The organism is Promicromonospora sp. NPDC090134 (assembly GCF_044746965.1).
In the GTDB taxonomy this organism is placed as follows: Bacteria; Actinomycetota; Actinomycetes; order Actinomycetales; family Cellulomonadaceae; genus Promicromonospora.
Genome location: NZ_JBIVCZ010000003.1, coordinates 79,118 through 99,662, shown reverse-complemented (window position 1 = coordinate 99,662; position 20,545 = coordinate 79,118). Strand labels below are relative to the sequence as shown.

Below are 20,545 nucleotides of genomic sequence, written 5' to 3'. Positions count from 1 at the left end.
CCGGCACTCCGACGACAAGACGGGAGGATGGTTTCATGTTGACGATCGGGCAGGTGGCGTCCTACGCGGGGGTGACGGCGCGCACCGTGCGGCACTACCACGCCGTGGGGCTGCTGCCGGAGCCGGAGCGCGACCACTCCGGGTACCGCCGGTACGGCGCGCAGGCCGTGGTGGACCTCATCCGGATCCGGACGCTGGCCGAGGCCGGCGTGCCGCTGGCCCGGGTCCAGGAGCTCCTGCGCGCCGACGAGGAGGAGCTCGCGGCGGCCGTCGCCGAGATCGACGCGCGCCTCAGGTCGGAGATCGAGGAGCGGGAGCGGCACCGCGAGCGCATCGCGCGGCTCGCCGCGGGGGACAGCCTGGCCCTGCCGCCGGAGGGTGCGGCCTACCTCGACCGGTGGCGCGAGCTGGGTGTGCCCGAGCGGGTCGTCGAGATCGAGCGGGACAGCTGGATCCTGTCGCTGGCCGTGTACTCGCGCGAGCAGATCGCCGCGGCGATGGTGAACAAGGGCCGCCTTCTGGAGGACGCCGAGTTCGTCGGTGTGCTGCGGTCGATCGGCGAGGGGATCGGCTGGGACCCGGACGACCCGCGGCTGCCCGGCCTGGCCGACAAGGTGGCGGCCGTCCTGGACCGGCACGCCGGGTGGACCGGCGACGGCGGGCGCGGGGTGGAGCGGGGGCTCGTCGAGCAGTTCGACTCGCTCGCCCTCGACTCCATCCCGGCGGGCCGCCGTCTGGAGGAGCTGCTGGAGGAGCGCGGCTGGTCGGGCTGGACCCGCCAGGAGCGAGTCCCCCGCAAGACCCGCTGACCACGCCCGGCCGTCGACGTCGACCCCCACGGTGTTGACGTCGACCCCACGGTGTCGATCACAGCGGTTGCTGCCACGAGATCGCCATTCTTGGCAGCAACTGCTGTGGTCAACACCGGCCGGTGGGTTGGCGGGCGGCGGGCGGCGGGCGGCTGGCGGGCGGCGTCGCGGGCGCGGCCGGCGGTGTCAGAAGGGGAGCCAGACGATCGACGCCAGGGCCGTCAGGTACAGGGCCTGCTCCGCGAGGCGGCGTCCGACCGGGGTGGCCGGCTTGCCGCCGAACAGGACGCGGCGGCGCGCCGCGGAGATGTTCGCCGGGGTCATGGCCAGGGTGAGCAGCCCGAGGCAGATCGCCGCGGCGGACGCCGTCGCGGGCACCAGCAGGCCGATCGCGCCCGCCAGCTCCAGCACCCCCGTGCCGGCGACGAGCAGGTCGGGGCGGGGCAGGCCCGGCGGCACCATCCGTACGAGGTCCTGGCGGACGTGCGGGATGAGCCGTCCGGACGACGCCAGCAGGTAGACGGCGGCGACGCCGACCCGCGCGGCGTCGTGCCAGGAGTCGAGGGCCGGTACCGCGAGCAGGCCGAGCAGGCGCGCGAGCGCCGTGACCGCGAGCAGCAGCACGGGAAGGGGGACGGGCATGACCGTGTCCAATCTTGACGGCGACAAGTTCGAGCGACACCTCACCACTCGCGGTGCTATCTTGTCAATGGCAAGATCGGCGCCGAGGACGAGAACACCGAGCACGAGAACACCGCGAGAGACGGAGCTCCATGAGCTACCACCACGGAGACCTGCGCAGGACGATGACCGCCGCCGCCGCGACCGCCGTCGCCGAGCACGGGCCCGCCGGCCTGAGCCTGCGCGAGCTGGCCCGGCTCGCGGGGGTGTCGCACGCGGCGCCGGCCCACCACTTCGGCGACAAGGCGGGCGTGCTCACGGCCGTCGCGACCGAGGGCTTCACGCTGCTCGCTGCGGCCCTGGACGAGGTCGGGGACGACCTGCTCGCCGCCGGCGTCGCCTACGTACGGTTCGCGGTGGACCACCCCGGGCACTTCGCCGTCATGTTCGACCGCAGCCTGCTGCACGGCGACGACGCGGACCTGCGCGCCGCCGAGCAGACGGCCTCCGGGGCGCTCGCGGGCCTGGCGCCCGACGCCGACGGGGCGCGCGCGGCCTGGTCCGTCGCCCACGGCTTCGCGAGCCTCTGGCTCTCCGGCGCCCTCGAGGGGCCCGACGTCGTCGCGGCCGCCGAACCCGTGCTGCGCCGGCTGGTCCCGGACGCCTGAGGGGCGCGGGACGACGCGGGCGCCGAGTGCGCCGGGCGTCGCCGAGGACCATGCACCTGCTGCCGGCAGGGTCGCCCGCCCGGCAGCAACTGCCTGGTCGTCTGACAGCGGGCCGTCCGGCGAAGAGGCCCCCTCCGGCAGCGGCGATCAGCCGACGACCGCGGCGCCCGCCGGTCTGCTGCGGTCGCGGCCCGGCGGGGCGCCGAACAGGCGGCGGTACTCCCGGTTGAACTGGGCCGCGCTCTCGTAGCCGACGTCGAACGCGACCCGTGTGACGCTGGTGTCTCGCGACGCGAGCATCTGGCGCGCGGTGGCCAGCCGGAGCTGCTTCTGGAACTGGAGCGGGCTCGACCCGGTCACCGCGCGGAACGTGCGGTGGAACGCAGAGACGCTCAGGCCTGCGCGCCGGGCGAGGTCCTCGACGCGGAGCGGCTCGGCGGCGTTGTCCCGGATCCACTGCACCACCGCGCTGACCCGGGTGAGCTTGCTGCCGGCCAGCCCGAGCTGCCGCACGGTGTCGCCCTGCGGTCCCGTGACCAGCAGCCACAGGATCTCCCGCCGCACCATCGGCCCGAGCACCGGCAGGTCGCGCGGCCGGTCGAGCAGGCGGATCAGCCGCCCGACGGCGTCCAGCAGCTCGGCCGGCGCCCGGTTCGTCGCCAGGGCGGGGACGGCGGGGCCGTGCCCCGGGCCCGGCGCGCTCGCCCCGCGCGCGGTTCCGGCCGACGCGGTCCCCGTCGACGGGGAGTCGGCCGGCGCGCTTCCCGCCGGCGAGGACCCCGTCGGCCGGGACTCCGCCGACAGCAGCAGCTCGGCGATGGCGGGGGCGGTCAACGTCATCCCGAAGCCCAGCGCCGGGGCCCGGTCGCTCGCCTCCGTGAACCGGCCGATGACCGGCAGGTCGATCGAGGTGACCAGGTACTCGCCGGGTCCGTACACGACGGTCTCGGCGCCCAGCCGCAGCTCCTTGGTGCCCTGGGTGATGAGCGCGAAGGTGGTGCCGGTCGTGGCGGCCTCCGGGTCGCCCGGCCGCGTCTCGCGCGACAGGAACACCCCGGGCAGTGGCTCGCTCGTGCCCGCGGGCGCCCGCCGGTCCATGAGCGCGCGCAGCCCGTCGAGGTCCATGCCGCCCACCTTCCTCCTCCGGCTCCGGTCCGTCCCCGCGCAACGCCCCTGCGAGCAGGATCAGGCAAGAACGCGCGAGGAACGCTCTCACCGTCGCGGCCGGTCATCGCCTTGACTTGTCGAGGAGCCGGGGCCTCACGGTCCCGCCTCCGAGGCTTCCACCGCAAGCACTATCCGGCAAGCAGTCGAGACAACCAGAGAACGAGGAAGACATGTCGATCACCATCGTCGTCGGGGCCAGCTCCGGCATCGGGCAGGCCGCCGCGATCCGCGCCGCGGAGGGCGGCTCCGGCGTCGTCGTCACCTACAACGCGAACCGGGACGGGGCCCTGGAGACCGTCGCACGCATCGAGGAGGCCGGCGGCACCGCCGTCGCGCTCCCGCTCGACGTGGGCGACAGCGCCACGTTCCCCGCGTTCCGAGCCGCCGTCGAGCAGGCGCTCGCCGAGACCTGGGGCGCGCGGACCATCACCGGCCTGGTCAACAACGCGGGCTACGGCGGCGGCACCCTGTTCGCGGACACCACCGAGAAGCAGCTCGACGACTTCTACCGGGTCATCTTCAAGGGTCCCTACCTGGTGACCCAGGCCCTGCTGCCGCTGATCGAGGACGGCGGCGCGATCGTCAACACGGCCAGCAGCTCCGCGGGCACCGCCGGGCTGTCCGAGGGGTACTCGGCCTACGGGTCCCTGAAGGGCGCCGTCGTGGTGCTGACCCGGTACCTCGCCAAGGAGCTGGGCGCACGCGGCATCCGCGTCAACTCGGTGTCCCCGGGGCCTACGCGCACCCCGTTCGCCGGCGGCGCGTTCGAGGAGTACCCCGAGATCACGGCCGAGCTCGTCGGCCGCACCGTGCTGGGCCGGCTCGGCGAGCCGGACGACGCCGGCTCCGCCATCGCGTTCCTCCTGTCCGACGGCGCGCGCTGGATCACCGCGCAGGACATCGAGGTGACCGGCGGCTTCAACCTGTAGACGGCGCGGCGCGGCGCGGTGCGGTGCTGTGCGGCGTGCGGGCGGGGCGGCTGTGGCTAGGGTCGAACCATGGGGTTTCGACCGATGCCCCCGGTGTCGGCCTGGACCCACACCGGGGTCCGGGCCGGCTTCGAGGTGCTGTTCGCCGGGCCGACGGCGGACGGGCTGGTGCTGCGCGGGCACACCACCGCCGCCGAGGGCGCCGAGGCGTGGTCGGTCGGGTACCGGATCGACGTCGACCACCGGTGGCGCACCCGCGAGGTCCGGGTCGAGGCGTTGACGGCCGCCGAGACCCTTCGCGTCACCCTCGAACGGGTCGACGACCCCGGTGGCACGCGCTGGCTGGTCGACGGAGAGCCCGACGACCGGTTCGACGACTGCGTCGACGTGGACCTCGAGTCGTCCGCCGTGACCAACACGCTGCCGGTCCACCGGCTCGACCTGCGGCCCGGGCGGGCCTGCGCCGCGCCCGCGCTGTTCGTCCGGGCCGGCGACCTCTCCGTCGAGCCGATCGAGCAGGAGTACCGACTCCGGGAGCACACCCCCGACGTGCTCAGCCTCGACTACACCGCGGCGACCTTCGACTTCGCCTGCGTGCTCACCTGCGACGCCTCCGGGCTGGTGCTGGAGTACCCGGGCATCGCCGTCCGCGAGCGCTGACCGGACGGGTGCGTCATTCACCCGCCCCGGCGTGTATCGTTTCGGCCGCCGCAGGCTTCTGACCTGGGACGACACCGATCTCGCCGCAAGAACGCGAGTTCCAAAATGTCCTATTATGAGGGATGATGGGCCCGCCGCCTATCACCAGGGGAATACCGTGACCGCGACCGCCTCCGGGGCCACCGCAGCACCGCCCGACGTACCCACGTCCACGCCCGTCCTCGTCGCCTGCGACGTCGACGGGACCCTTGTCCGTGCCGGCCGCCGCGCCACCCCCGCCGTCGTCGAGGCGCTCGCGGCGGTGCGTGCCGCCGGGCACCACCTGGTGATCGCCACCGGCCGGTCGCTGTCGGGCGCGGTGCAGGTGGTGCGGCAGCTCGGGGTCCGTGACGGCTGGGTGGTCGCGGCGAACGGGGCCGTGACGGCGCGCCTGGACCCGGACGGCTACTCGGTGGTCGAGGTGCGGGCCGTGGCGGCCGAGCCCGTGGTCCGGCTGGTCACGCGCACCCGGCCGGACCTGCGGCTCGCCGCCGAGGTGGTCGGCACCGGCTACCGCGTCACCAGGCGGTTCCCCGAGCGGCAGCTCCACGGGCACCAGGAGGTGCTGCGCCAGGTCGAGGACCTCTGGGCGCGGCCGACGCCGCGCCTGGTCGTGTACGGGCAGTGGGCCCAGCGCCTCGCCCCGGCGCTGCGCGCGACCGGGGTCACCGCGATCCCCGCCCGCGTGGACTGGGTGGACGTCACCGCCCCCGGCGTCAGCACGGCGGTCGCGCTGGAGAGCATCCGCGTCGAGCTGGGCGTCGCGCCGTCGCGGACCCTGGCGGTCGGCGACGGGGAGAACGACCTGGAGATGTTCGCCTGGGCGGCCGTGTCGATCGCCATGGGGCACGCGCCCGCCGGCGTCCGCGCCGCCGCGCACCGCGTCACGGGCACCCTGGAGCAGGACGGCGCGGCGTCCGCCCTGCGCGACGCGCTCCTGCTGTCGACGGCCTGACCTGCCCGAACGGCCGGATCTTCCCGGCGCACCACCACGCCGACCCGTCGGTGGCCCGGCCCGTCCGGCGATCGATTGAACCAAAACGTTAGGCCCTCTACCATCAGGCCAGCAGCCCGGCACGGAAGCCGGTCCGGGGCGGTCAGGGGAGTCGGGGGCACAGTGCCAGTCGCAGCGCTCAGCAGCGGGGATCCGCGCGAGGTCGGTCCGTACGTGATCGAGGGGCGCCTCGGCGCGGGCGGCATGGGGAGCGTGTACCTGGGCCGCCCGCGGACCGGGCGGCCCGTCGCGGTCAAGATCGTCCACCCCGACCTGGCGGGCGACGCCGAGTTTCGCACGCGGTTCCGGCGCGAGGTCGCCGCGGCGCGGCGGGTCGGCGGGTTCTGGGCGGCGCAGGTGGTCGACGCCGACCCCGACGCCGAGCTGCCGTGGATGGCCACCGCCTACGTGGCGGGCCCCTCGCTGCAGGACGCGGTGGACCAGGAGGGGGCGCTGCCCCTGTCGGTGGTCCGCACCCTGGGCGCCACGCTGGCCGAGGGGCTGAGCGCGATCCACACCCAGGGCCTGGTGCACCGCGACCTCAAGCCGTCCAACATCCTCCTGGCCGACGACGGCCCCCGGGTCGTGGACTTCGGCATCGCGCTGGAGCGGGACGCGACCTCGCTGACCCGCCAGGGCTCGATCGGCACGGCGCCCTACATGTCGCCGGAGCAGGTGCGCGGCCTGGACGTGACCCCGGCGTCCGACGTCTTCGCGCTGGGTTCGGTGCTGGGCTTCGCCTGCACGGGCCGCAGCCCGTTCGGCGGTGGCGCGGCCGAGGACGTCGCCCGGCGCGTGGTGCACGACGAGCCGGACCTGACCGGTGTGCCGTCGGGCATCCGCGACCTGGTGGGGTCCTGCCTCGCGAAGGAGCCGGGGGAGCGCCCCGCGCTGTCCGACGTCGTGGACCGGCTCGCCACCGGTACGGGCGGCTGGGAGCTGCCCGCCGGGGTGGTCGCGATGATCGCCGAACGCAGCGCCGAGGTGGGCGGGGCCGAGGCGGGCGTGGTGTCGGTGTCCCGGCACGACCCCGCGGCCACCGAGCGCGTCGGCGACCCGGGCACGCGGCGCGGGGACGTGCCGGCCGCCGGCGGCGTGCCGGCCGCCGGTCCCGACGACGCGGCTGCTCGGCCCTGGTGGCGGACCCCGGCGGCCCGGTGGGCCGGGATCGGCGTCGCGGCCGTCGCCGTCGGCACGGTCGCCGCCGTCGCCGTCGCGGGAGTGCTGACCCCCGACGGCGGGACGCCGGACGCGGGTCCGTCGCCGTCGGTCGGCAACATGCAGCTCACCGTGCCGGACGAGACGCACGAGGTCACGCTCGAGGTGACGGCCACGGGCAAGGACGCGGCCACCACGGAGGTGGGCGTGCGCTACGACGGGCGCCTCGGCCCGTCCGGCCTCGCGGACTCGTTCCGCAGCGCCGAGGACGTCATGGAGATGGACCCCGACAAGCTGTACACCGAGGTCGAGCTCCCGTGGAGCAGGACGATCACCGCCCAGGGCACGGTCGACGGGGCGAACATCACGCTGTCCGCCGAGGCCGGCTGGCGCGACCGGATGGCCATGCTGACCGGCGACACGGACATCGCGGTCTCCTGCCGCATCCTGATCGACGGCAAGGTGGTCGTGGACGAGGCGGGGCAGGTCAACGTGGGCTGCATGCTGCTGCCCCCGGAGCTGCAAGAACAGATGGACAAGATGCGCGAGGAGAGCGAGAAGCTGGCCCAGGAGCAGACCGAGAAGCAGCAGGAGCAGCAGGAGAACCTGCCGGAGCCGGGCACCCCCGAGTTCCAGGAGTACGTGGAGAACCTGCTGGACAAGGCCGGCCAGGCCCAGGACGGCAACGGCTGATGCCTCGCGTCGCACGGCGATCCGGGGTGCGCCCGTGATGGAGGCACTCCGTGCGGAGGACCCCGCCCAGGCGGGCCCGTACCGCCTCCTGGGCCGGCTGGCGGCCGGCGGCATGGGCCAGGTGTACGTGGGCCGCTCGCGCGGCGGGCGCGTCGTCGCGGTCAAGGTGATCCACCCGGGCCTGGCCGAGGGCGACGAGTTCCGCGTCCGGTTCGCCCGGGAGGTCGCGGCCGCCCGGGCGGTCGGCGGCTACCACACGGCCGAGGTGGTCGACGCCGACGCGTACGCCGACCAGCCCTGGATGGCCACCGCCTACGTGCCCGGCCCGTCGCTCCACGAGGTGGTGCAGCGCGGCGGCGTGCTCGACGTCGAGGCGGTCCGGGCGCTCGGCGCGGGGCTGGTGGGCGGCCTGGAGGCGATCCACGCCGCGGGCCTGGTGCACCGGGACCTCAAGCCCGCCAACGTGCTCCTGACGGCCGACGGCCCGCGCGTCATCGACTTCGGCATCGCGCGTGCCGTCGACGCGACGTCGGTGACGACGGCGGGCGACGTGCTCGGCACCGCCGCCTACATGTCGCCCGAGCAGGTGCGCGGACGGGAGGCCGAGCCGCCGTCGGACGTGTTCGCCCTGGGGTGCGTGCTGCACTTCGCGGCCACGGGGCGCTCGCCGTTCGGCGGCGGCCCCACCGAGGCCGTCGTCTACCGCGTGGTGCACGAGGACGTCGACCTCGGCGAGGTGCCCGAGGAGCTGCGCGGGCTGATCGCGGACTGCCTCGCCAAGGACGCGGCCGCCCGCCCGACGACGGCGCAGGTGCTCGACCGGCTCCGGCCCGCCTCCGATACCGGGGCGGCGGGCGCCGGGGCGGCGGTGGTGCCGTGGCGGCTGCCGCCCGGCGTCGGCCCGCTGGTCGCGGAGCGCGCGCAGGAGCTCAAGGACCTGCAGGCGCGGGACGTGCCCGCGGTCACCGAGGTGGTGCGGGCGCCGGTCCCCGAGGGCGTCGAGGACGCCGTCGCCGAGCGCGACCGCACGGACACGAGCGCGGGGGCAGGGCCCGGCGGTGCCCGAGCCGGTGGGCGCGGCGCGGGCCGGCGGTGGCAGTGGTGGGCGTTGGCGGCGGCGGGGACCGTCGCGGTCGCCGCCGGTGCGTGGTGGTTCGCGGCGCAGGGCGGCGCGCCGGCCGACGCCGTGGCGAGCGGCGCCTACAGCCTGTCGGGCGAGCACCTGGGCGCCGGACCCGTGGACGCGCCGCACAGCGTGGAGCTGGAGATCGTGACGCCCCGGGAGGGTGAGGTGCTCATCGTGACCTACAACGCCACCGTCGTCACCTCGGACGGCGAGGGCACCCAGCAGGGGCAGCAGGGCAACGATGACGGCTTCACGGTGGTGACGCCGTGGACGGGCACCATCCCCGTCGACTCGCAGCTCCTGTCCCTGACCGTCGCCGCCGAGGGCGACGACGTGGACGACATCACCTGCCGGATCGGGCTGGACGGCGAGCCGGCCGCCGAGGCGACCGACTCCCGCGGTGTGGCGTGCGGGGTACCGGTCGACACGTCGAACATCCTGGACGGGCTGTTCTGACGCGGCGCCGACCAGACCCCAGCCGTTCCGGACCACCGAGAGGACACCGACCATGGAACTGGAACCGCTGGGCGACCGTGACCCCCGCGAGCTGGGCCCGTACCACCTGCGGGGCCGCCTGCGGGTGGGCCGGCTGGGCACGGTCCACCTCGGCCGGTCGCCGGACGGGCTGTTCGCCGAGGTGACCGTGGTCGGCGAGCAGATCGCGTGGGACCCGCAGGTGCTCGCCCTCCTGACCGAGGGCGCGGACGGCGCGCGGCGGCTCCGCGCCGCCCACGTGCAGCGCGTGCGCGACGCCGACCTGGCCGCGCGCACACCGTGGATCGCCGCCGACTTCCTCCCCGGGCCCTCCCTGCGCGAGGCCGTCGAGGCGCACGGCCCGCTCCCGCCCGCCGCCGTGCGGCGCCTGGCCGTGGCGCTCGCGGACGCCCTGGACGCCGTCCACAGCTCGGGCCAGGTGCACCGCGGCCTCGACCCGTCCACGGTGGTCCTCACCGCGGACGGCCCGGTGGCGACCGGGCTGGGTCTCGCCCGCGCCCTGGAGGCCGTCACGGTCACGCTCCCGCGCCTCGTGCCGGACGCCGTCGCCTACCTGGCCCCGGAGGTGGCGCGCGGCCTGGAGCCCGGGTCGCCCGCCGACGTCTTCGGCCTGGGCGCGGTGCTCACGTACGCCGCGACGGGGCGCGGACCGTTCGGCTCCGGCGCCTCCGGGGAGCTGGCACGCCGCGTGCGGGACGACGAGCCCGACCTCGCGGGCCTGCCGGACGACCTGGTCGAGCCGGTGGCCGCCGCCGTCCGCGCCAACCCCGGGGAGCGGCCCACCCTCGCGGCGCTGCGCCGGCGGCTGGCGGCCGGGCCTGCGGGTTCGTGGGTGCTGCCCGCCGGACTGACCGGCGAGCTCGCGCAGTGGGCGGTGCTGGGCCGGGGCCGGTCGGCGCCGCTGGCGCCCGCGATCCCCGCGGAGCCGACGGCGCGGCTCGCGCCGGGGGTGGGGCCGGACCCGGCCCAGACCTCGGCGCTGACGAAGCAGCTCGACACGGCCCGGCTGGACGTCCCGCGCGGCGACGCCGACACCACTGCCGCCGACACCACTGCCGCCGACACCGCTGCCTCCGCCGGTGCTGCCGCGACAGGCACCGCCGCCGCTGGTGCCCCGGCGCAGCCGGTGTCCATCCTGCCCCGGGGTGCCCAGGGCGACCGGGCGGCAGCACGCGCCGGCCGGACCACCGGCGCCGGCGGCGGTGCGGGCGGCTCCCGCGTCTCCCCGCTGCTCATGATCGCCGTCGGTGTGGCGGTGGCGGCCCTGGTGTTCGCGGCGGTCACGCTGTTGCTGTAGCGCGGTTGGCCGGAGCACCGTCCGCGCTGGCCAGCCGGGCCGAGAGCCCCGCGACCGCGAGGCAGGCCACGACAGGGACGGTCAGGGGCCAGCCCGCGACGTCGGCGTCCCAGCGCCCGCCGCCCAGGATTCCGACGATCCCGGCCAGGACCGCCACGCCGAGCGCGCCGCCGAGCTGGTTGGTGACGAACAGGATCGTGGTGCCCGGCGCGATGCGCTCGGGCGGCAGCGCGCGGTAGATCGACGAGACGGTCGGACTGCCCACCGAGCCGATGCCCAGCCCCACGACCAGGCCGAGCAGGGCGTAGAGGGCGAGCCGGGCGCCGCCGTCGAGCAGCCCCGCCAGCGGGTAGCCCGCGAAGCCGACGGCGGCCACGCCGGCCCCGACCCGCACGAGCAGGCCGGTGCTGACCGAGTCCGAGAGCCGGCCCGTGAGCGGCATCGCGATCAGGGTGCCGAGGCCGTACGGCGCCACCAGCAGGCCCGCCGCCGCGGGCGAGAGGTCGCCGACCGACTGGAAGAGCTGGGGCAGCCCGAAGAACGCGGGGTACACGGCTGCGCCGAGCAGGGCCATGACGGCGACGGCGGCGCCGTAGCCCCGAGCGGAGAACGTGCCGAGGTCGACGACCGCCGCCGTGCCGCGGCGTCGGGCCCAGCGCACGAAGGCGAGCAGGGCGACGGCGCCGCTCACGACGAGCGCGATCGCGAGCGGGTCGACGCCGTCCGGCGCGGCCGCGCGGGAGAATCCGGCGAGCAGCGCCGTGGTGGCGGCCGAGAGCAGCAGGAGCCCCACGAGGTCCAGGGCGGCCGGGGCGCGCTCGTCGTCCCGGACCACGAGCAGCGACACGACCCACAGGACCGCCGCGACCACGGCGAGCACGCCGAACACCGCACGCCAGCCGACCGCTCCGACCAGGAAGCCGCCGGTCACGGGGCCGAGCAGCGGCCCGATCGACATGGCCGCTGCCGCCGAGCCCATGACGCGGCCCATCCGGGCCGGGTCGACGGCGCGCGCCAGGGCCGTCAGCATGATCGGCTCCAGGGCGCCGGCACCCAGACCCTGCACGACGCGGGCGACCACGAGCACCGGGAACGTCGGGGCGAGCGCGGAGGCGGCCAGGCCCACGGCGAACAGGCCGAGCGCGACCAGCCAGGTGGCGCGCGTCCCGAACCGGATGGTGGCCCAGCCGGACAGGGGGATCGCTACACCCGCGGCGAGCAGCGCGACCGTGGCGACCCAGGACGCGTCGGCCTCGGAGACCCGCAGGTCGTCCGCGAGGTCGGGCACGGCGACGCCCACGACCGTGGTGGACAGCAGGGCGAGGACGCCGCCCGCCACGAGGGCCGTCGCGAGGGCACCCAGCCGGGGTGCGGGCGTGGACGTTGACTCGGCAGTTCGCTGAATTGAACTCACGAGTTCACTATATGCACCCCGCCGGTACAGCGGTCAAGGTAGGATCGTCGTGATGAGCACCCACCTGGACGAGACGAGGGCCGCCCGGCGGCGCGGCGGGGCGCGGCCGGACAAGCGCCGCGCGATCCTCGACGCGGCGCTCCTGGTCTTCGCCCGGGACGGCTTCGCCGACGCGTCCGTCGACGAGATCGCCCGCGACGCGGGTGTGGCCAAGCCGACGGTCTACAACCACTTCGGCGACAAGCGCACGCTCTTCCTCGAGGTGATCACCGAGTACGCCGCGCGTTCGGGGGAGCGGGTGTCGCGAATCGTCGACTCGATCGACGTCGACACCGACGACCTGCGCGCCGAGCTGGAGCGGCTCGGGGCGTCGATCATCGCGTGCGTCACGGACGCCGAGGGGGCGGCGGTGATCCGGCTGCAGTTCGCCGAGTCGCCACGGTTCGGCGACGCCGTGGACTCCATCCGCGACGCCGGGCGGGACCGCACCCTGGACCGGCTGGCGGGCAAGTTCGGCCAGTTCGCCGCGACGGGGCGGCTGCATACCGACAACCCGGCGCGGGCCGCCCGGCACTTCATGGCGCTGGTCCAGGACGAGGTGCTCACGCGAAGCGCCTACGGTGCCCGCCCGATCGACCCGGCCGAGGCCGTGGGGCCGGTCAACGCCGGCGTCGACACGTTCCTGGCGGCCTTTGGGCCGCGCGGCTGACCGAGGGGCCCACGCGCCGGTCGGGCGGTGCAAACTGCCGATCTCGGACCTTGCTCTGGCTCGCCGTGCCCGCGGCGCACTCGTGAGCCAGGATGTCGGCATGGCGCACGCTCCCTCGCACGGCTCGGCGGGCCCTGCCGCGCCGAAGACCACGTTCTTCCTGGTCATGATCCTGGTCTCGGCGCTGCTCGCCACGCTGGCCGGGCTGTGGCTGCTGTGGCCGAACGCCGGCGACGTGCCCGACCGGGTGCCGAACCGGGCCGAGGGCACGTCCTTCGTGGACGTCACGATCGCGGGCCCCGCGGACCCGGCCACGGGGAGCATCCCGGTCGAGCTCGCCGACGGCGGCACCTCGCGGATGCAGTCGCCCGGCCCGTCGGTCCCGCTCGCCGAGGGCGACCGCATCACCGCCGTGGACATCTCCGGGGTCGCGCAGCCCGGCGTCGACCCGCTCGTGTTCATGGACTTCCAGCGTGAGCTGCCGATCGCGCTGCTTGCCGTCGGCTACGCGCTGGTGGTGCTGCTCGTGGCGCGGTGGCGGGGGCTGGCGGCGATGGCCGGGCTGGGGATCGCGTTCGTGGTGCTCCTCGGGTTCACGATGCCGGCCCTGCTCGCGGGGCAGGACGCGTTCGGCGTGGCGCTGGTGACGTCGTCGCTCATCATGTTCGTCACCCTGTACCTGGCGCACGGGCTGTCGGCGCGCACCTCGACGGCGCTGCTGGGCACGCTGGTGGGCCTCGCGCTGACGGCGGGGATCGCCGCCTGGGCGTCGGGCGCCGCGCAGATCACCGGCACCTCCGACGAGGCCTCGGCCTTCCTGCCGTCCAGCGCGCCCCTCGCCGACCTGCGCGGGATCGCGCTGTGCGGCATCGTCCTGGCGGGCCTGGGCGTGCTGAACGACGTGACCATCACGCAGGCCTCGGCGGTCTGGGAGCTGCGCGCCGTCGCGCCGACGGCGACCCGGGCCGAGCTGTTCACGAGCGCCATGCGGATCGGTCGCGACCACATCGCCTCGACCGTCTACACGATCGCGTTCGCCTACGTGGGCGCCGCCCTGCCGCTGCTCATGATCGTCTGGCTCGTGGACCAGTCGCCGCTCACGGCCCTGACCTCGGGCGAGATCGCCGAGGAGGTGGTGCGCACCCTCGTGGGCTCGATCGGCCTCGTGCTCGCCATCCCCGTGACCACGGCGATCGCGACCCTCACCGTCCCGGGGCCGACGACGGACCTCGTGGTCGACGCCGGCCCCGAACCGTCGTCGGACCCGGAGCTGATGGCGCCCGTGTCGGAGGCATGGGCCGCGCAGGCCCGGGCGTCGGAGTCCTGAACCGCGGAGTCCTGAACTTCGGAGGCCTGAACTTCGGAGTCCTGGACTGCGGGGTCGTGCGCGGCGGGCAGACTGTCCCTGAGGGAGAGGACGCATGATGCGCGCAGTGGTGTACGACCAGTTCGGCGGGCCCGAGGTGCTGCACCTCGGTGAGGTCCCGGAGCCGGAGGCCGGGCCGGGGCGGGTCCGAGTCCGCGTCGAGGCGGTGGGCCTCAACGCCTTCGACGGCAAGGTCCGTTCGGGGGCCATGGAGTCCGCGTTCCGCACGCGCCTCCCGGCGGTGCCGGGGCTGGAGGTCGCGGGCGTCGTCGACCAGGTGGGGGCGGACGTCGCCGGGGTCGCCCCGGGCGACCGGGTCACCGGGTGGACGAGCCGCGGAGCCGCGGAGCTCGCCGTCCTGAGACGCTGGGCCCCGGTGCCCTACGGGCTCGCCGTGACGCAGGCGGCCGCGCTGCCCGTGGTGGGCGAGGCCGCCCGGCGGTCGCTGCGCCTCCTCGGCCCGCAGCCGGGGGAGACCCTGCTGGTGCACGGCGCCAGCGGCGGCATCGGCGGGCTGGTGACCCAGCTCGCCGTCGCGGCGGGCGTGCGCGTGATCGGCACGGCGTCGCCCGCCAACCAGGGTCGGGTCGCGGCGTACGGGGCGACGCCCACGACGTACGGCGCCGGGCTCGTCGAGCGGGTCCGCGCGCTCACGCCCGTCGTCGACGCCGTGCTGGACACGTCCGGCGCCGGTGTGCTGCCGGACAGCATCGAGCTGCGGGGCGGCACCGACCGCGTGCTGACCCTCACCGACCCGGCGGCCCACGACCTGGGGGTGGAGTTCGACGAGCGGTCCACGCCCTCGGCCGCCGAGCTCGCCGATCTGATCGGCCTCGTGCTGCGTGGCGAGGTGTCGGTGCCGGTCGCGCACGTGCTGCCGCTCGCGGAGGCGGCACGCGGGCAGGGCCTGGTCGACGGCGGGCACCCCGGCGGCAAGGTCGTGCTCGTGCCCTGATCGGGTGGTTCACCCGTAGTGACTGATGCGGTAGTTTGGGTCACTACGGAGGTGCGCATGCCCAGACCGACCATCCCGGACCGCCGGGAGACGCTGCTCGACGTCGCCGAACGGCTCGTGCTCGACCGCGGCTTCGACGCCATGTCGATGCAGTCCGTGGCGGAGGCCGCCGGCGTGAGCAAGGGCGGCGTCTACCGCGAGTTCGCGGGCAAGCACGAGCTGCTCGACGCCGTCCTGCTGCGCTCGACCGCCCGGCTCGGCGAGCGCGTCGATGCACTGACGGCGTACCTGCCGCCCCCGGTCCCGCTGAGCGCGCTCTACCGCGCCGGGGTCGAGGCGCTGCTGGCGGACCCGCTGATGTCGGCCGCGTTTCTCGACGACCGCGCGGTGCTCGGCGAGCACGTGCGCGCCGTCGACCCCGAGCGGTACCGTGCCCGGTTCCGCTGGATCACGGCGCACGTCGAGGAGCTGCGGGCCGCCGGCCGCGTGCGGCCCGACGTCGACCCCGAGGCGGTCTCGCTCGCGTTGTCCAGCGTCACGATCGGGCTGCTCTCCGCCTCGGCGCTGATCGGGCCGCTGACGGCGGACCAGCTGCGGGCGGCGCTCGGGGTGGTCGAGGGGCTGGTGCGCGAGGGCATCGACGTCGGCCCGGACGAAGGAACCCGGCCATGACCACGGCGACCACCAACTTCGACGACGTCCGCGACCTCACCGTGGCGGGCGGACCGGTCCGCCTCTACACGAGCGGCCGCCCCGACGCGCCGCCGGTCCTGCTGCTGCACGGCGCGATGCTGGACACGGCGGAGCTGGACTGGATGCACGTGGCGCCGGCGCTCGCGGAACACTTCCGGGTCCTGGCGATCGACCTGCCGCGACACGGCGGCAGCCGACCCTGGCGGGGGCCCGTGGACCAGCCCCTGCTCCAGCGGGTCGTGATCGGGCTGCTCGACCAGCTCGGCATCGAACGGACGGCGCTCGTCGGGCTGTCGATGGGCAGCGGCGTGTCGATCGGCACGGCGCTCGACCACCCGGACCGGGTCAGCGCCGCGGTGCTGCTGGCGCCGGGCGGGCTGGGCGCGCGACGTCCGGCACAGCTGGTCACCTGGCTGTCCACGCGCACGCCCGGCCTGCTCCGCGCGACGACGGCGTGGCTGGCGCGGAGCCCGCGCGCGGTGCGCCGCTCGCTCGCCGACAACCTGCAGCACGGCGCGGACACGCCGGGCTTCGAGCGGGCGGTCGAGCTCGCGCAGCGGGAGGCCGAGCAGAAGGCCCGGCACCGCGAGCCGGCCCTCGACGACTGGCAGGCCCTGTCGTTCGGGCCGTTCGCGATGCGCACCGACTTTCTCCCGGAGCTGCACCGGCTGTCGGTGCCGACGCTCTGGGTGCGTGGTTCGGAGGACCCGCTGGTGCTGCGGCCCGAGCTCGACGCCGCGGTCGCCGCCACGCCCGGCGCGCGGACGGCGGTGCTGCCCGGCGCGGGCCACCTCTCCACGCTGGACCAGCCGGACCGGGTGGTGGCGCTGGTCCGGGAGTTCCTGACGGACACCGCGAGGCCGGCTGAACGCTGACCGCTCGCCGTGTGTGGCGTGCGAAGTGCACTTCTACCCTGCGATCGGGCCCGGAAACGTGGTGCTGGACGCGCCTGATCACTGGGTAGAAGCGCGCTGGGTGTGCAGTGGGTCTCGCCTGAGTTGGCCTCCGGCTCGTTCCCCAGTGTTGCGTTTGCCGTCGCGGCTTCCTGACTTTCGCGTCGTGGGCCGAGTGCAGTGTCAGTGGTCGTCCCTACGCTCTGGCCATGACAACGTATCGGTCGAGCTTCACACTTCGGCGGCTGCTCGAAGAGACACGTGAGCTGACTGTGCACGAGGACGTCGGGCACCAAATCGACGCGGCACTGAAGATAATTGACGAACCATCCAGCGTCCGTTATGGCAGAGGCAAGCCGCTTGTGCTGGCGCTTGAGCAGGTCGGTCGGATTGCATTCCGGCACGAGGAATGGGAAATCGTCGACCGTGTCCAGCGTTTCGCTGATTACGCGGCGGGGGAACTCCCGCTCAGTATCCTTGAGATGCACTACGACAATGGCGCGCGGTCCCGGCAAGAGCAGTTCATGCGCTCCATGGCGAGCCTGGGCGCGCAACAAGCAGTGAGTGCATTGGATGTGCTTTGCGAGGGACATCCGGATGCTACTGCATCGGACGCCCGTGAGTTCTTTCGCGGAATCGCACGGTCGATGGACAGCGTCTCGATCGGATCCGGTGACGGAGGAGTAAGACTCTCACCGCAGGACGCCGATCGGCTGTTGTGGATCGGCCGCATGGAACTGGTGGTGCGCGACCTGCAATCTCCTGTGTCCTCGGAAACGGCGGATCTCCTGGATGACCTGCTAACCAACCCAGAGGCAGGTGCACTGGCCCAACTTGTTGAGCTGAGATCTCGACGGGTAAGCCTCGATGCATTAAGAGCCGTGGTCGACGAACCGACCAGTTCAGAAGGTGCCCTGCATGCCTGTCTGAAGAGCCAGGATTGGATTTTCGGCGGCGCCTATGTTGGTGAGCTTGTGCGTCGCCAGTACGCGCCTGACGCCATCCTCGACATCCCGCTCCTGCGTGGTGATGGCTCCTTGCACGTGATCGAACTGAAGAGGGCCAATATCAAGGACCTGCTCGTTCGTCGTAGCGGTCATGTCATGCTTGGTGCGTCGGTCCATCACGCTGTATCGCAGGCAGAGAACTATCTACGAACACTTGACGAGGCCCATGGGCGGATCCTGGCGGAACACGGGATCGAGACTCGGCGTGCTTCTGCAACCGTGGTGATCGGGCATCCAAAGTATTTGCATGCGAACTATTCGAGCGATGAAGTCGCGGACACACTCCGCACCTACAACTCGCACCTGGCCCGACTTGAAGTGATCACCTACGAAATGCTGTTGGACTCGGCCACTCGAATGCTGGCACTCTCGTCGCCAGAAAAGCCTGATTCGCAGAGCAAATGATGAGGCGTTTTGTCGCAGACTGGGCCACTGGACTGGCGGCTCTCAGACGACATTTCGGTACGAAGTCCGGTGAGTCGGTCGGGGTCGGCTGACCCACAAACGGACTCGCTGAGTTACTGGTTTGTTCAGGCTGGGCGGGAAATCTCGGCTTCGCTCCTGAAGGTCAGGCTCCGGCAGCCTCGTGGATCAGGCCCTCGATCTCCGCCGTCAGCAGGTCCGCACCGTCGAGTCCCATCATGTCGAAACCGCCGACCAGCTCCAGCGACACCAGCCCGTGCACGCGGTACCAGGTCGACAGCGCCAGCCGCAGCGCGCCGGGCGCGGTGTCCGCCGGGGCACCGAGCGACCGGCCCCACCGGGACAGCTCCGCGTCGAGGCCCTGTCGCGGACCGGACTCTCGCCGCGCGCCGGGTTCGTCGCCGGCGCGGCCCCCGCCGTCCGGTGCGCGTTCCTCGTCCGGGACGCCCCCGCCGTCCCGGACGAGCTCCTGGAGGGCCGTGACCAGCGCGAGCATGCTCGCGGTGATCGGGCCGACGTGCTCCAGCGGGTCCACGGCCTCGCGCCGGCTGCCCGTGAAGAGCATCGCGTAGCGCCGCGGGTGGTCCAGCGCCCAGCGCCGCCACGCGTGGGCGATCGCCGCCACCCGCTCCCGAGCCGGCCGGTCCGACGCCGCGCGCGCGGCGTCCTCCACCGCGGTGCCGAGGTCCGTGTACCCGGCCAGGACCAGCGCGTCGAGCAGCGCGTCCCGGGAGGCGAAGTAGTGGTACAGCGCGGGCGGCGTCATGCCCATCGCCTTGCTGACCGACGCGATCGACAGGCCGTGCGCCCCGCCCGAGTCGACGAGCTCGAGCGCCCGCTCCACGATCTCGTCGACGGTCTGCCGCCGCAGGCGCTCGCGGCGGGTCCGGGTCCGCGGCGGTGCGGGCCGGGTGTCGACGTCGTCCACGGGCATGCCGCGAGCCTAGTGCCAACTCCGGGGGCTGGAGCCTGCCTGGGGCAGGGGAGCGGAGACCGCTGCGACACGCCGCGGGCTTACCTGGCACGATGACGCGCATGGCGGCTGACTCCGTGCGCACACGGCTGCGCATCCCTGCGTCCACCCCGGCCGGTGCGTCATGACCCGGACCTGGTTCGTCACCGGCGCGGGCCGCGGGCTCGGCCGGGCGATCGCGGTCGCGGCCCTGGAGCGCGGCGACCGCGTGGCGGCCACCGCACGCGACCTGGCCGCGTTCGACGACCTCGTGGACGCGCACGGCGACGCCGTCGTGCCGCTGCACCTGGACGTGACGGACCCGGAGCAGGCGCGGGACGCGGTGCGGACGGCGGCGCGGGCGCTCGGCCGGATCGACGTGGTGGTGAACAACGCGGGCTACGGTCTGTTCGGCACCATCGAGGAGATCACGCCCGAGCAGCTCCGTGACCAGCTCGACGTCAACCTCTTCGGCGTGCTGCACGTGACCCAGGCGGCCCTGCCGGTGCTCCGTGCGCAGGGCAGCGGGCACGTGGTGCAGGTCTCCAGCTCCAGCGGGGTCGCGGCCTGGCCGGGGCTCGGCGGCTACAGCGCGTCGAAGTGGGCGCTCGAAGGGCTCTCGGAGGCGCTCGCCCAGGAGGTCGCCGGGTTCGGCATCCACGTGACGCTCGTCGAGCCGGGGCCCGTGGACACCGGGTGGCGCGAGGAGTCGGCGGTGCGCGCCGCGCACCTGCCCGCCTACGACCCGCTGCGCGCGGCCGCCTGGCACCCGCCGGGTTCGTCGTCCCCGGCCGACGTCGCCCGCGTGGTCCTCGCCGTGGTCGACGCCGACGAGCCGCCGCTGCGCATCCTGGTCGGCGACCTCGCCGTGGACGCCGTGCTGCCGATCACCGAGGAGCGGGTCGCCGCGTGGCGGCGCTGGGAGGACCTGGGGCGTTCGGCGGGCTGACGGCGGCGCCGGTCAGCGCGTGCGCCAGCCCGGCAGCAGGCGCTCCAGGACGTCGGCCAGGGGCATGGACTCGCCGTCCTTCCCGCCGGCGCCGAGGACCAGGGGCGGACGGCGCGTCTCGGGGTGGATCCCGCGCAGGCGGTCGAGCAGGCCGATGGGCGCGGTGAGCACGTAGAAGTCGCCGTCGGTGCTGACCCCCGCGCTCCGGTCGACGCGCAGGTACCAGCCCTGCAGCCCGGTGCGCGCCGTCCCGCGCCCGCCGTAGCCCTGGACCTGGAGGTCCTCGGGGGCAAGCCCGGCGGTGCGCGCGGCGGCCACGAACTCGCGCAGCATCGCCTCCGCGCGGGTGTGCTCGGCGTCCTGCCGCGCCGCCAGGCGCTCCGCCTGCACCCGGACCGCCTCGGCGCGCTGCCGGGACCACTCGTCGTCACGCATGCGCGCAGTCTCGCACTTCTGCACCGCAGAGTCGGGGGGGGGGGGGTGGCGGGGTGTGGGGGCGCCGGGCGGGCTGGCGGCGAGGGTCAGTCG

20 protein-coding genes are annotated in these 20,545 nt (G+C 74.5%); 15 read left to right on the top strand and 5 right to left on the bottom strand.

Going from position 1 to position 20,545, the window contains the following annotated elements; all coding sequences use genetic code 11:
* The first annotated feature begins 35 nt into the window (after positions 1-35).
* On the top strand, positions 36-809 hold the full coding sequence (locus tag ACIPN7_RS10120) for a MerR family transcriptional regulator (RefSeq protein ID WP_400540689.1): 774 nt from the start codon (positions 36-38) through the stop codon (positions 807-809).
* A 186-nt stretch (positions 810-995) separates the two neighbouring features.
* Here the strand turns inward: ACIPN7_RS10120 and ACIPN7_RS10115 are convergent, their stop codons facing one another.
* Positions 996-1,451, bottom strand: a complete 456-nt coding sequence (locus ACIPN7_RS10115) for a DoxX family protein (RefSeq protein ID WP_400540686.1) — start codon at positions 1,449-1,451, stop codon at positions 996-998.
* A gap of 131 nt (positions 1,452-1,582) precedes the next feature.
* Here ACIPN7_RS10115 and ACIPN7_RS10110 point away from each other — a divergent pair, with 131 nt between their 5' ends.
* Complete coding sequence (locus ACIPN7_RS10110) at positions 1,583-2,098, top strand: TetR/AcrR family transcriptional regulator (protein WP_400540683.1); 516 nt, start codon at positions 1,583-1,585, stop codon at positions 2,096-2,098.
* A gap of 147 nt (positions 2,099-2,245) precedes the next feature.
* Here the strand turns inward: ACIPN7_RS10110 and ACIPN7_RS10105 are convergent, their stop codons facing one another.
* The gene (locus tag ACIPN7_RS10105) at positions 2,246-3,223 is read right to left on the bottom strand and encodes an AraC family transcriptional regulator N-terminal domain-containing protein (RefSeq protein WP_400540680.1); all 978 of its coding nucleotides are present in this window, start codon (positions 3,221-3,223) and stop codon (positions 2,246-2,248) included.
* 212 nt (positions 3,224-3,435) lie between these two features.
* Here ACIPN7_RS10105 and ACIPN7_RS10100 point away from each other — a divergent pair, with 212 nt between their 5' ends.
* The 6 genes from ACIPN7_RS10100 (at position 3,436) to ACIPN7_RS10075 (ending at position 10,656) form a co-directional block, all read left to right on the top strand.
* Positions 3,436-4,194: an SDR family NAD(P)-dependent oxidoreductase gene (locus ACIPN7_RS10100; protein WP_400540677.1), complete on the top strand. Its 759-nt coding sequence runs from the start codon at positions 3,436-3,438 to the stop codon at positions 4,192-4,194.
* Between the two features lie 69 nt (positions 4,195-4,263).
* Entirely contained in the window at positions 4,264-4,854 is a 591-nt protein-coding gene (locus tag ACIPN7_RS10095) for a putative glycolipid-binding domain-containing protein (RefSeq protein ID WP_400540674.1), read from the top strand.
* A 157-nt stretch (positions 4,855-5,011) separates the two neighbouring features.
* The gene (locus ACIPN7_RS10090) at positions 5,012-5,848 is read left to right on the top strand and encodes an HAD family hydrolase (RefSeq protein ID WP_400540671.1); all 837 of its coding nucleotides are present in this window, start codon (positions 5,012-5,014) and stop codon (positions 5,846-5,848) included.
* A gap of 162 nt (positions 5,849-6,010) precedes the next feature.
* The gene (locus ACIPN7_RS10085) at positions 6,011-7,738 is read left to right on the top strand and encodes a serine/threonine-protein kinase (protein ID WP_400540668.1); all 1,728 of its coding nucleotides are present in this window, start codon (positions 6,011-6,013) and stop codon (positions 7,736-7,738) included.
* A gap of 37 nt (positions 7,739-7,775) precedes the next feature.
* On the top strand, positions 7,776-9,320 hold the full coding sequence (locus ACIPN7_RS10080; protein ID WP_400540665.1) for a serine/threonine-protein kinase: 1,545 nt from the start codon (positions 7,776-7,778) through the stop codon (positions 9,318-9,320).
* 52 nt (positions 9,321-9,372) lie between these two features.
* Positions 9,373-10,656: a protein kinase gene (locus tag ACIPN7_RS10075; protein WP_400540662.1), complete on the top strand. Its 1,284-nt coding sequence runs from the start codon at positions 9,373-9,375 to the stop codon at positions 10,654-10,656.
* Here the strand turns inward: ACIPN7_RS10075 and ACIPN7_RS10070 are convergent.
* Positions 10,640-12,070 (bottom strand): DHA2 family efflux MFS transporter permease subunit, encoded by a 1,431-nt coding sequence (locus ACIPN7_RS10070; RefSeq protein WP_400540659.1) that lies wholly within the window; start codon positions 12,068-12,070, stop codon positions 10,640-10,642. The two genes, ACIPN7_RS10075 and ACIPN7_RS10070, sit on opposite strands and share 17 nt — an antisense overlap.
* 52 nt (positions 12,071-12,122) lie before the next feature.
* Between ACIPN7_RS10070 and ACIPN7_RS10065 the strand changes: the two genes are divergently transcribed.
* The 6 genes from ACIPN7_RS10065 (at position 12,123) to ACIPN7_RS10040 (ending at position 18,098) form a co-directional block, all read left to right on the top strand.
* The gene (locus tag ACIPN7_RS10065) at positions 12,123-12,779 is read left to right on the top strand and encodes a TetR/AcrR family transcriptional regulator (RefSeq protein WP_400540656.1); all 657 of its coding nucleotides are present in this window, start codon (positions 12,123-12,125) and stop codon (positions 12,777-12,779) included.
* Positions 12,780-12,879: 100 nt separating this feature from the next.
* Positions 12,880-14,106, top strand: coding sequence for a YibE/F family protein (locus ACIPN7_RS10060; RefSeq protein ID WP_400540653.1), 1,227 nt, complete (start codon positions 12,880-12,882; stop codon positions 14,104-14,106).
* A 94-nt stretch (positions 14,107-14,200) separates the two neighbouring features.
* A complete protein-coding gene (locus ACIPN7_RS10055; protein WP_400540650.1) occupies positions 14,201-15,100 on the top strand; it encodes an NADP-dependent oxidoreductase in 900 nt (299 codons plus the stop codon).
* Positions 15,101-15,157: 57 nt separating this feature from the next.
* A complete protein-coding gene (locus ACIPN7_RS10050) occupies positions 15,158-15,772 on the top strand; it encodes a TetR/AcrR family transcriptional regulator (RefSeq protein ID WP_400540647.1) in 615 nt (204 codons plus the stop codon).
* A complete protein-coding gene (locus ACIPN7_RS10045) occupies positions 15,769-16,668 on the top strand; it encodes an alpha/beta fold hydrolase (protein ID WP_400540644.1) in 900 nt (299 codons plus the stop codon). Before ACIPN7_RS10050 ends, ACIPN7_RS10045 begins: the two co-directional genes overlap by 4 nt.
* Before the next feature lie 227 nt (positions 16,669-16,895).
* Complete coding sequence (locus ACIPN7_RS10040) at positions 16,896-18,098, top strand: Shedu anti-phage system protein SduA domain-containing protein (protein WP_400540641.1); 1,203 nt, start codon at positions 16,896-16,898, stop codon at positions 18,096-18,098.
* Between the two features lie 163 nt (positions 18,099-18,261).
* On the opposite strand, the gene ACIPN7_RS10035 is transcribed toward ACIPN7_RS10040, so the two are convergent.
* On the bottom strand, positions 18,262-19,050 hold the full coding sequence (locus ACIPN7_RS10035) for a TetR/AcrR family transcriptional regulator (protein ID WP_400540638.1): 789 nt from the start codon (positions 19,048-19,050) through the stop codon (positions 18,262-18,264).
* 163 nt (positions 19,051-19,213) lie between these two features.
* Between ACIPN7_RS10035 and ACIPN7_RS10030 the strand changes: the two genes are divergently transcribed.
* Positions 19,214-20,017, top strand: coding sequence for an SDR family NAD(P)-dependent oxidoreductase (locus tag ACIPN7_RS10030; RefSeq protein WP_400540635.1), 804 nt, complete (start codon positions 19,214-19,216; stop codon positions 20,015-20,017).
* A 12-nt stretch (positions 20,018-20,029) separates the two neighbouring features.
* Here the strand turns inward: ACIPN7_RS10030 and ACIPN7_RS10025 are convergent, their stop codons facing one another.
* The gene (locus ACIPN7_RS10025; RefSeq protein WP_400540632.1) at positions 20,030-20,452 is read right to left on the bottom strand and encodes a hypothetical protein; all 423 of its coding nucleotides are present in this window, start codon (positions 20,450-20,452) and stop codon (positions 20,030-20,032) included.
* Positions 20,453-20,545: the final 93 nt, after the last annotated feature.

Bases quoted from the DNA above. Each gene is read 5' to 3' on its own strand.
- ACIPN7_RS10120 (WP_400540689.1), top strand. From the start codon at position 36: ATGTTGACGATCGGGCAGGTGGCGTCCTACGCGGGGGTGACGGCGCGC.
- ACIPN7_RS10115 (WP_400540686.1), bottom strand. From the start codon at position 1,451: ATGCCCGTCCCCCTTCCCGTGCTGCTGCTCGCGGTCACGGCGCTCGCG.
- ACIPN7_RS10110 (WP_400540683.1), top strand. From the start codon at position 1,583: ATGAGCTACCACCACGGAGACCTGCGCAGGACGATGACCGCCGCCGCC.
- ACIPN7_RS10105 (WP_400540680.1), bottom strand. From the start codon at position 3,223: ATGGACCTCGACGGGCTGCGCGCGCTCATGGACCGGCGGGCGCCCGCG.
- ACIPN7_RS10100 (WP_400540677.1), top strand. From the start codon at position 3,436: ATGTCGATCACCATCGTCGTCGGGGCCAGCTCCGGCATCGGGCAGGCC.
- ACIPN7_RS10095 (WP_400540674.1), top strand. From the start codon at position 4,264: ATGGGGTTTCGACCGATGCCCCCGGTGTCGGCCTGGACCCACACCGGG.
- ACIPN7_RS10080 (WP_400540665.1), top strand. From the start codon at position 7,776: ATGGAGGCACTCCGTGCGGAGGACCCCGCCCAGGCGGGCCCGTACCGC.
- ACIPN7_RS10075 (WP_400540662.1), top strand. From the start codon at position 9,373: ATGGAACTGGAACCGCTGGGCGACCGTGACCCCCGCGAGCTGGGCCCG.
- ACIPN7_RS10065 (WP_400540656.1), top strand. From the start codon at position 12,123: ATGAGCACCCACCTGGACGAGACGAGGGCCGCCCGGCGGCGCGGCGGG.
- ACIPN7_RS10060 (WP_400540653.1), top strand. From the start codon at position 12,880: ATGGCGCACGCTCCCTCGCACGGCTCGGCGGGCCCTGCCGCGCCGAAG.
- ACIPN7_RS10055 (WP_400540650.1), top strand. From the start codon at position 14,201: ATGATGCGCGCAGTGGTGTACGACCAGTTCGGCGGGCCCGAGGTGCTG.
- ACIPN7_RS10050 (WP_400540647.1), top strand. From the start codon at position 15,158: ATGCCCAGACCGACCATCCCGGACCGCCGGGAGACGCTGCTCGACGTC.
- ACIPN7_RS10045 (WP_400540644.1), top strand. From the start codon at position 15,769: ATGACCACGGCGACCACCAACTTCGACGACGTCCGCGACCTCACCGTG.
- ACIPN7_RS10040 (WP_400540641.1), top strand. From the start codon at position 16,896: ATGACAACGTATCGGTCGAGCTTCACACTTCGGCGGCTGCTCGAAGAG.
- ACIPN7_RS10035 (WP_400540638.1), bottom strand. From the start codon at position 19,050: ATGCCCGTGGACGACGTCGACACCCGGCCCGCACCGCCGCGGACCCGG.
- ACIPN7_RS10030 (WP_400540635.1), top strand. From the start codon at position 19,214: ATGACCCGGACCTGGTTCGTCACCGGCGCGGGCCGCGGGCTCGGCCGG.
- ACIPN7_RS10025 (WP_400540632.1), bottom strand. From the start codon at position 20,452: ATGCGTGACGACGAGTGGTCCCGGCAGCGCGCCGAGGCGGTCCGGGTG.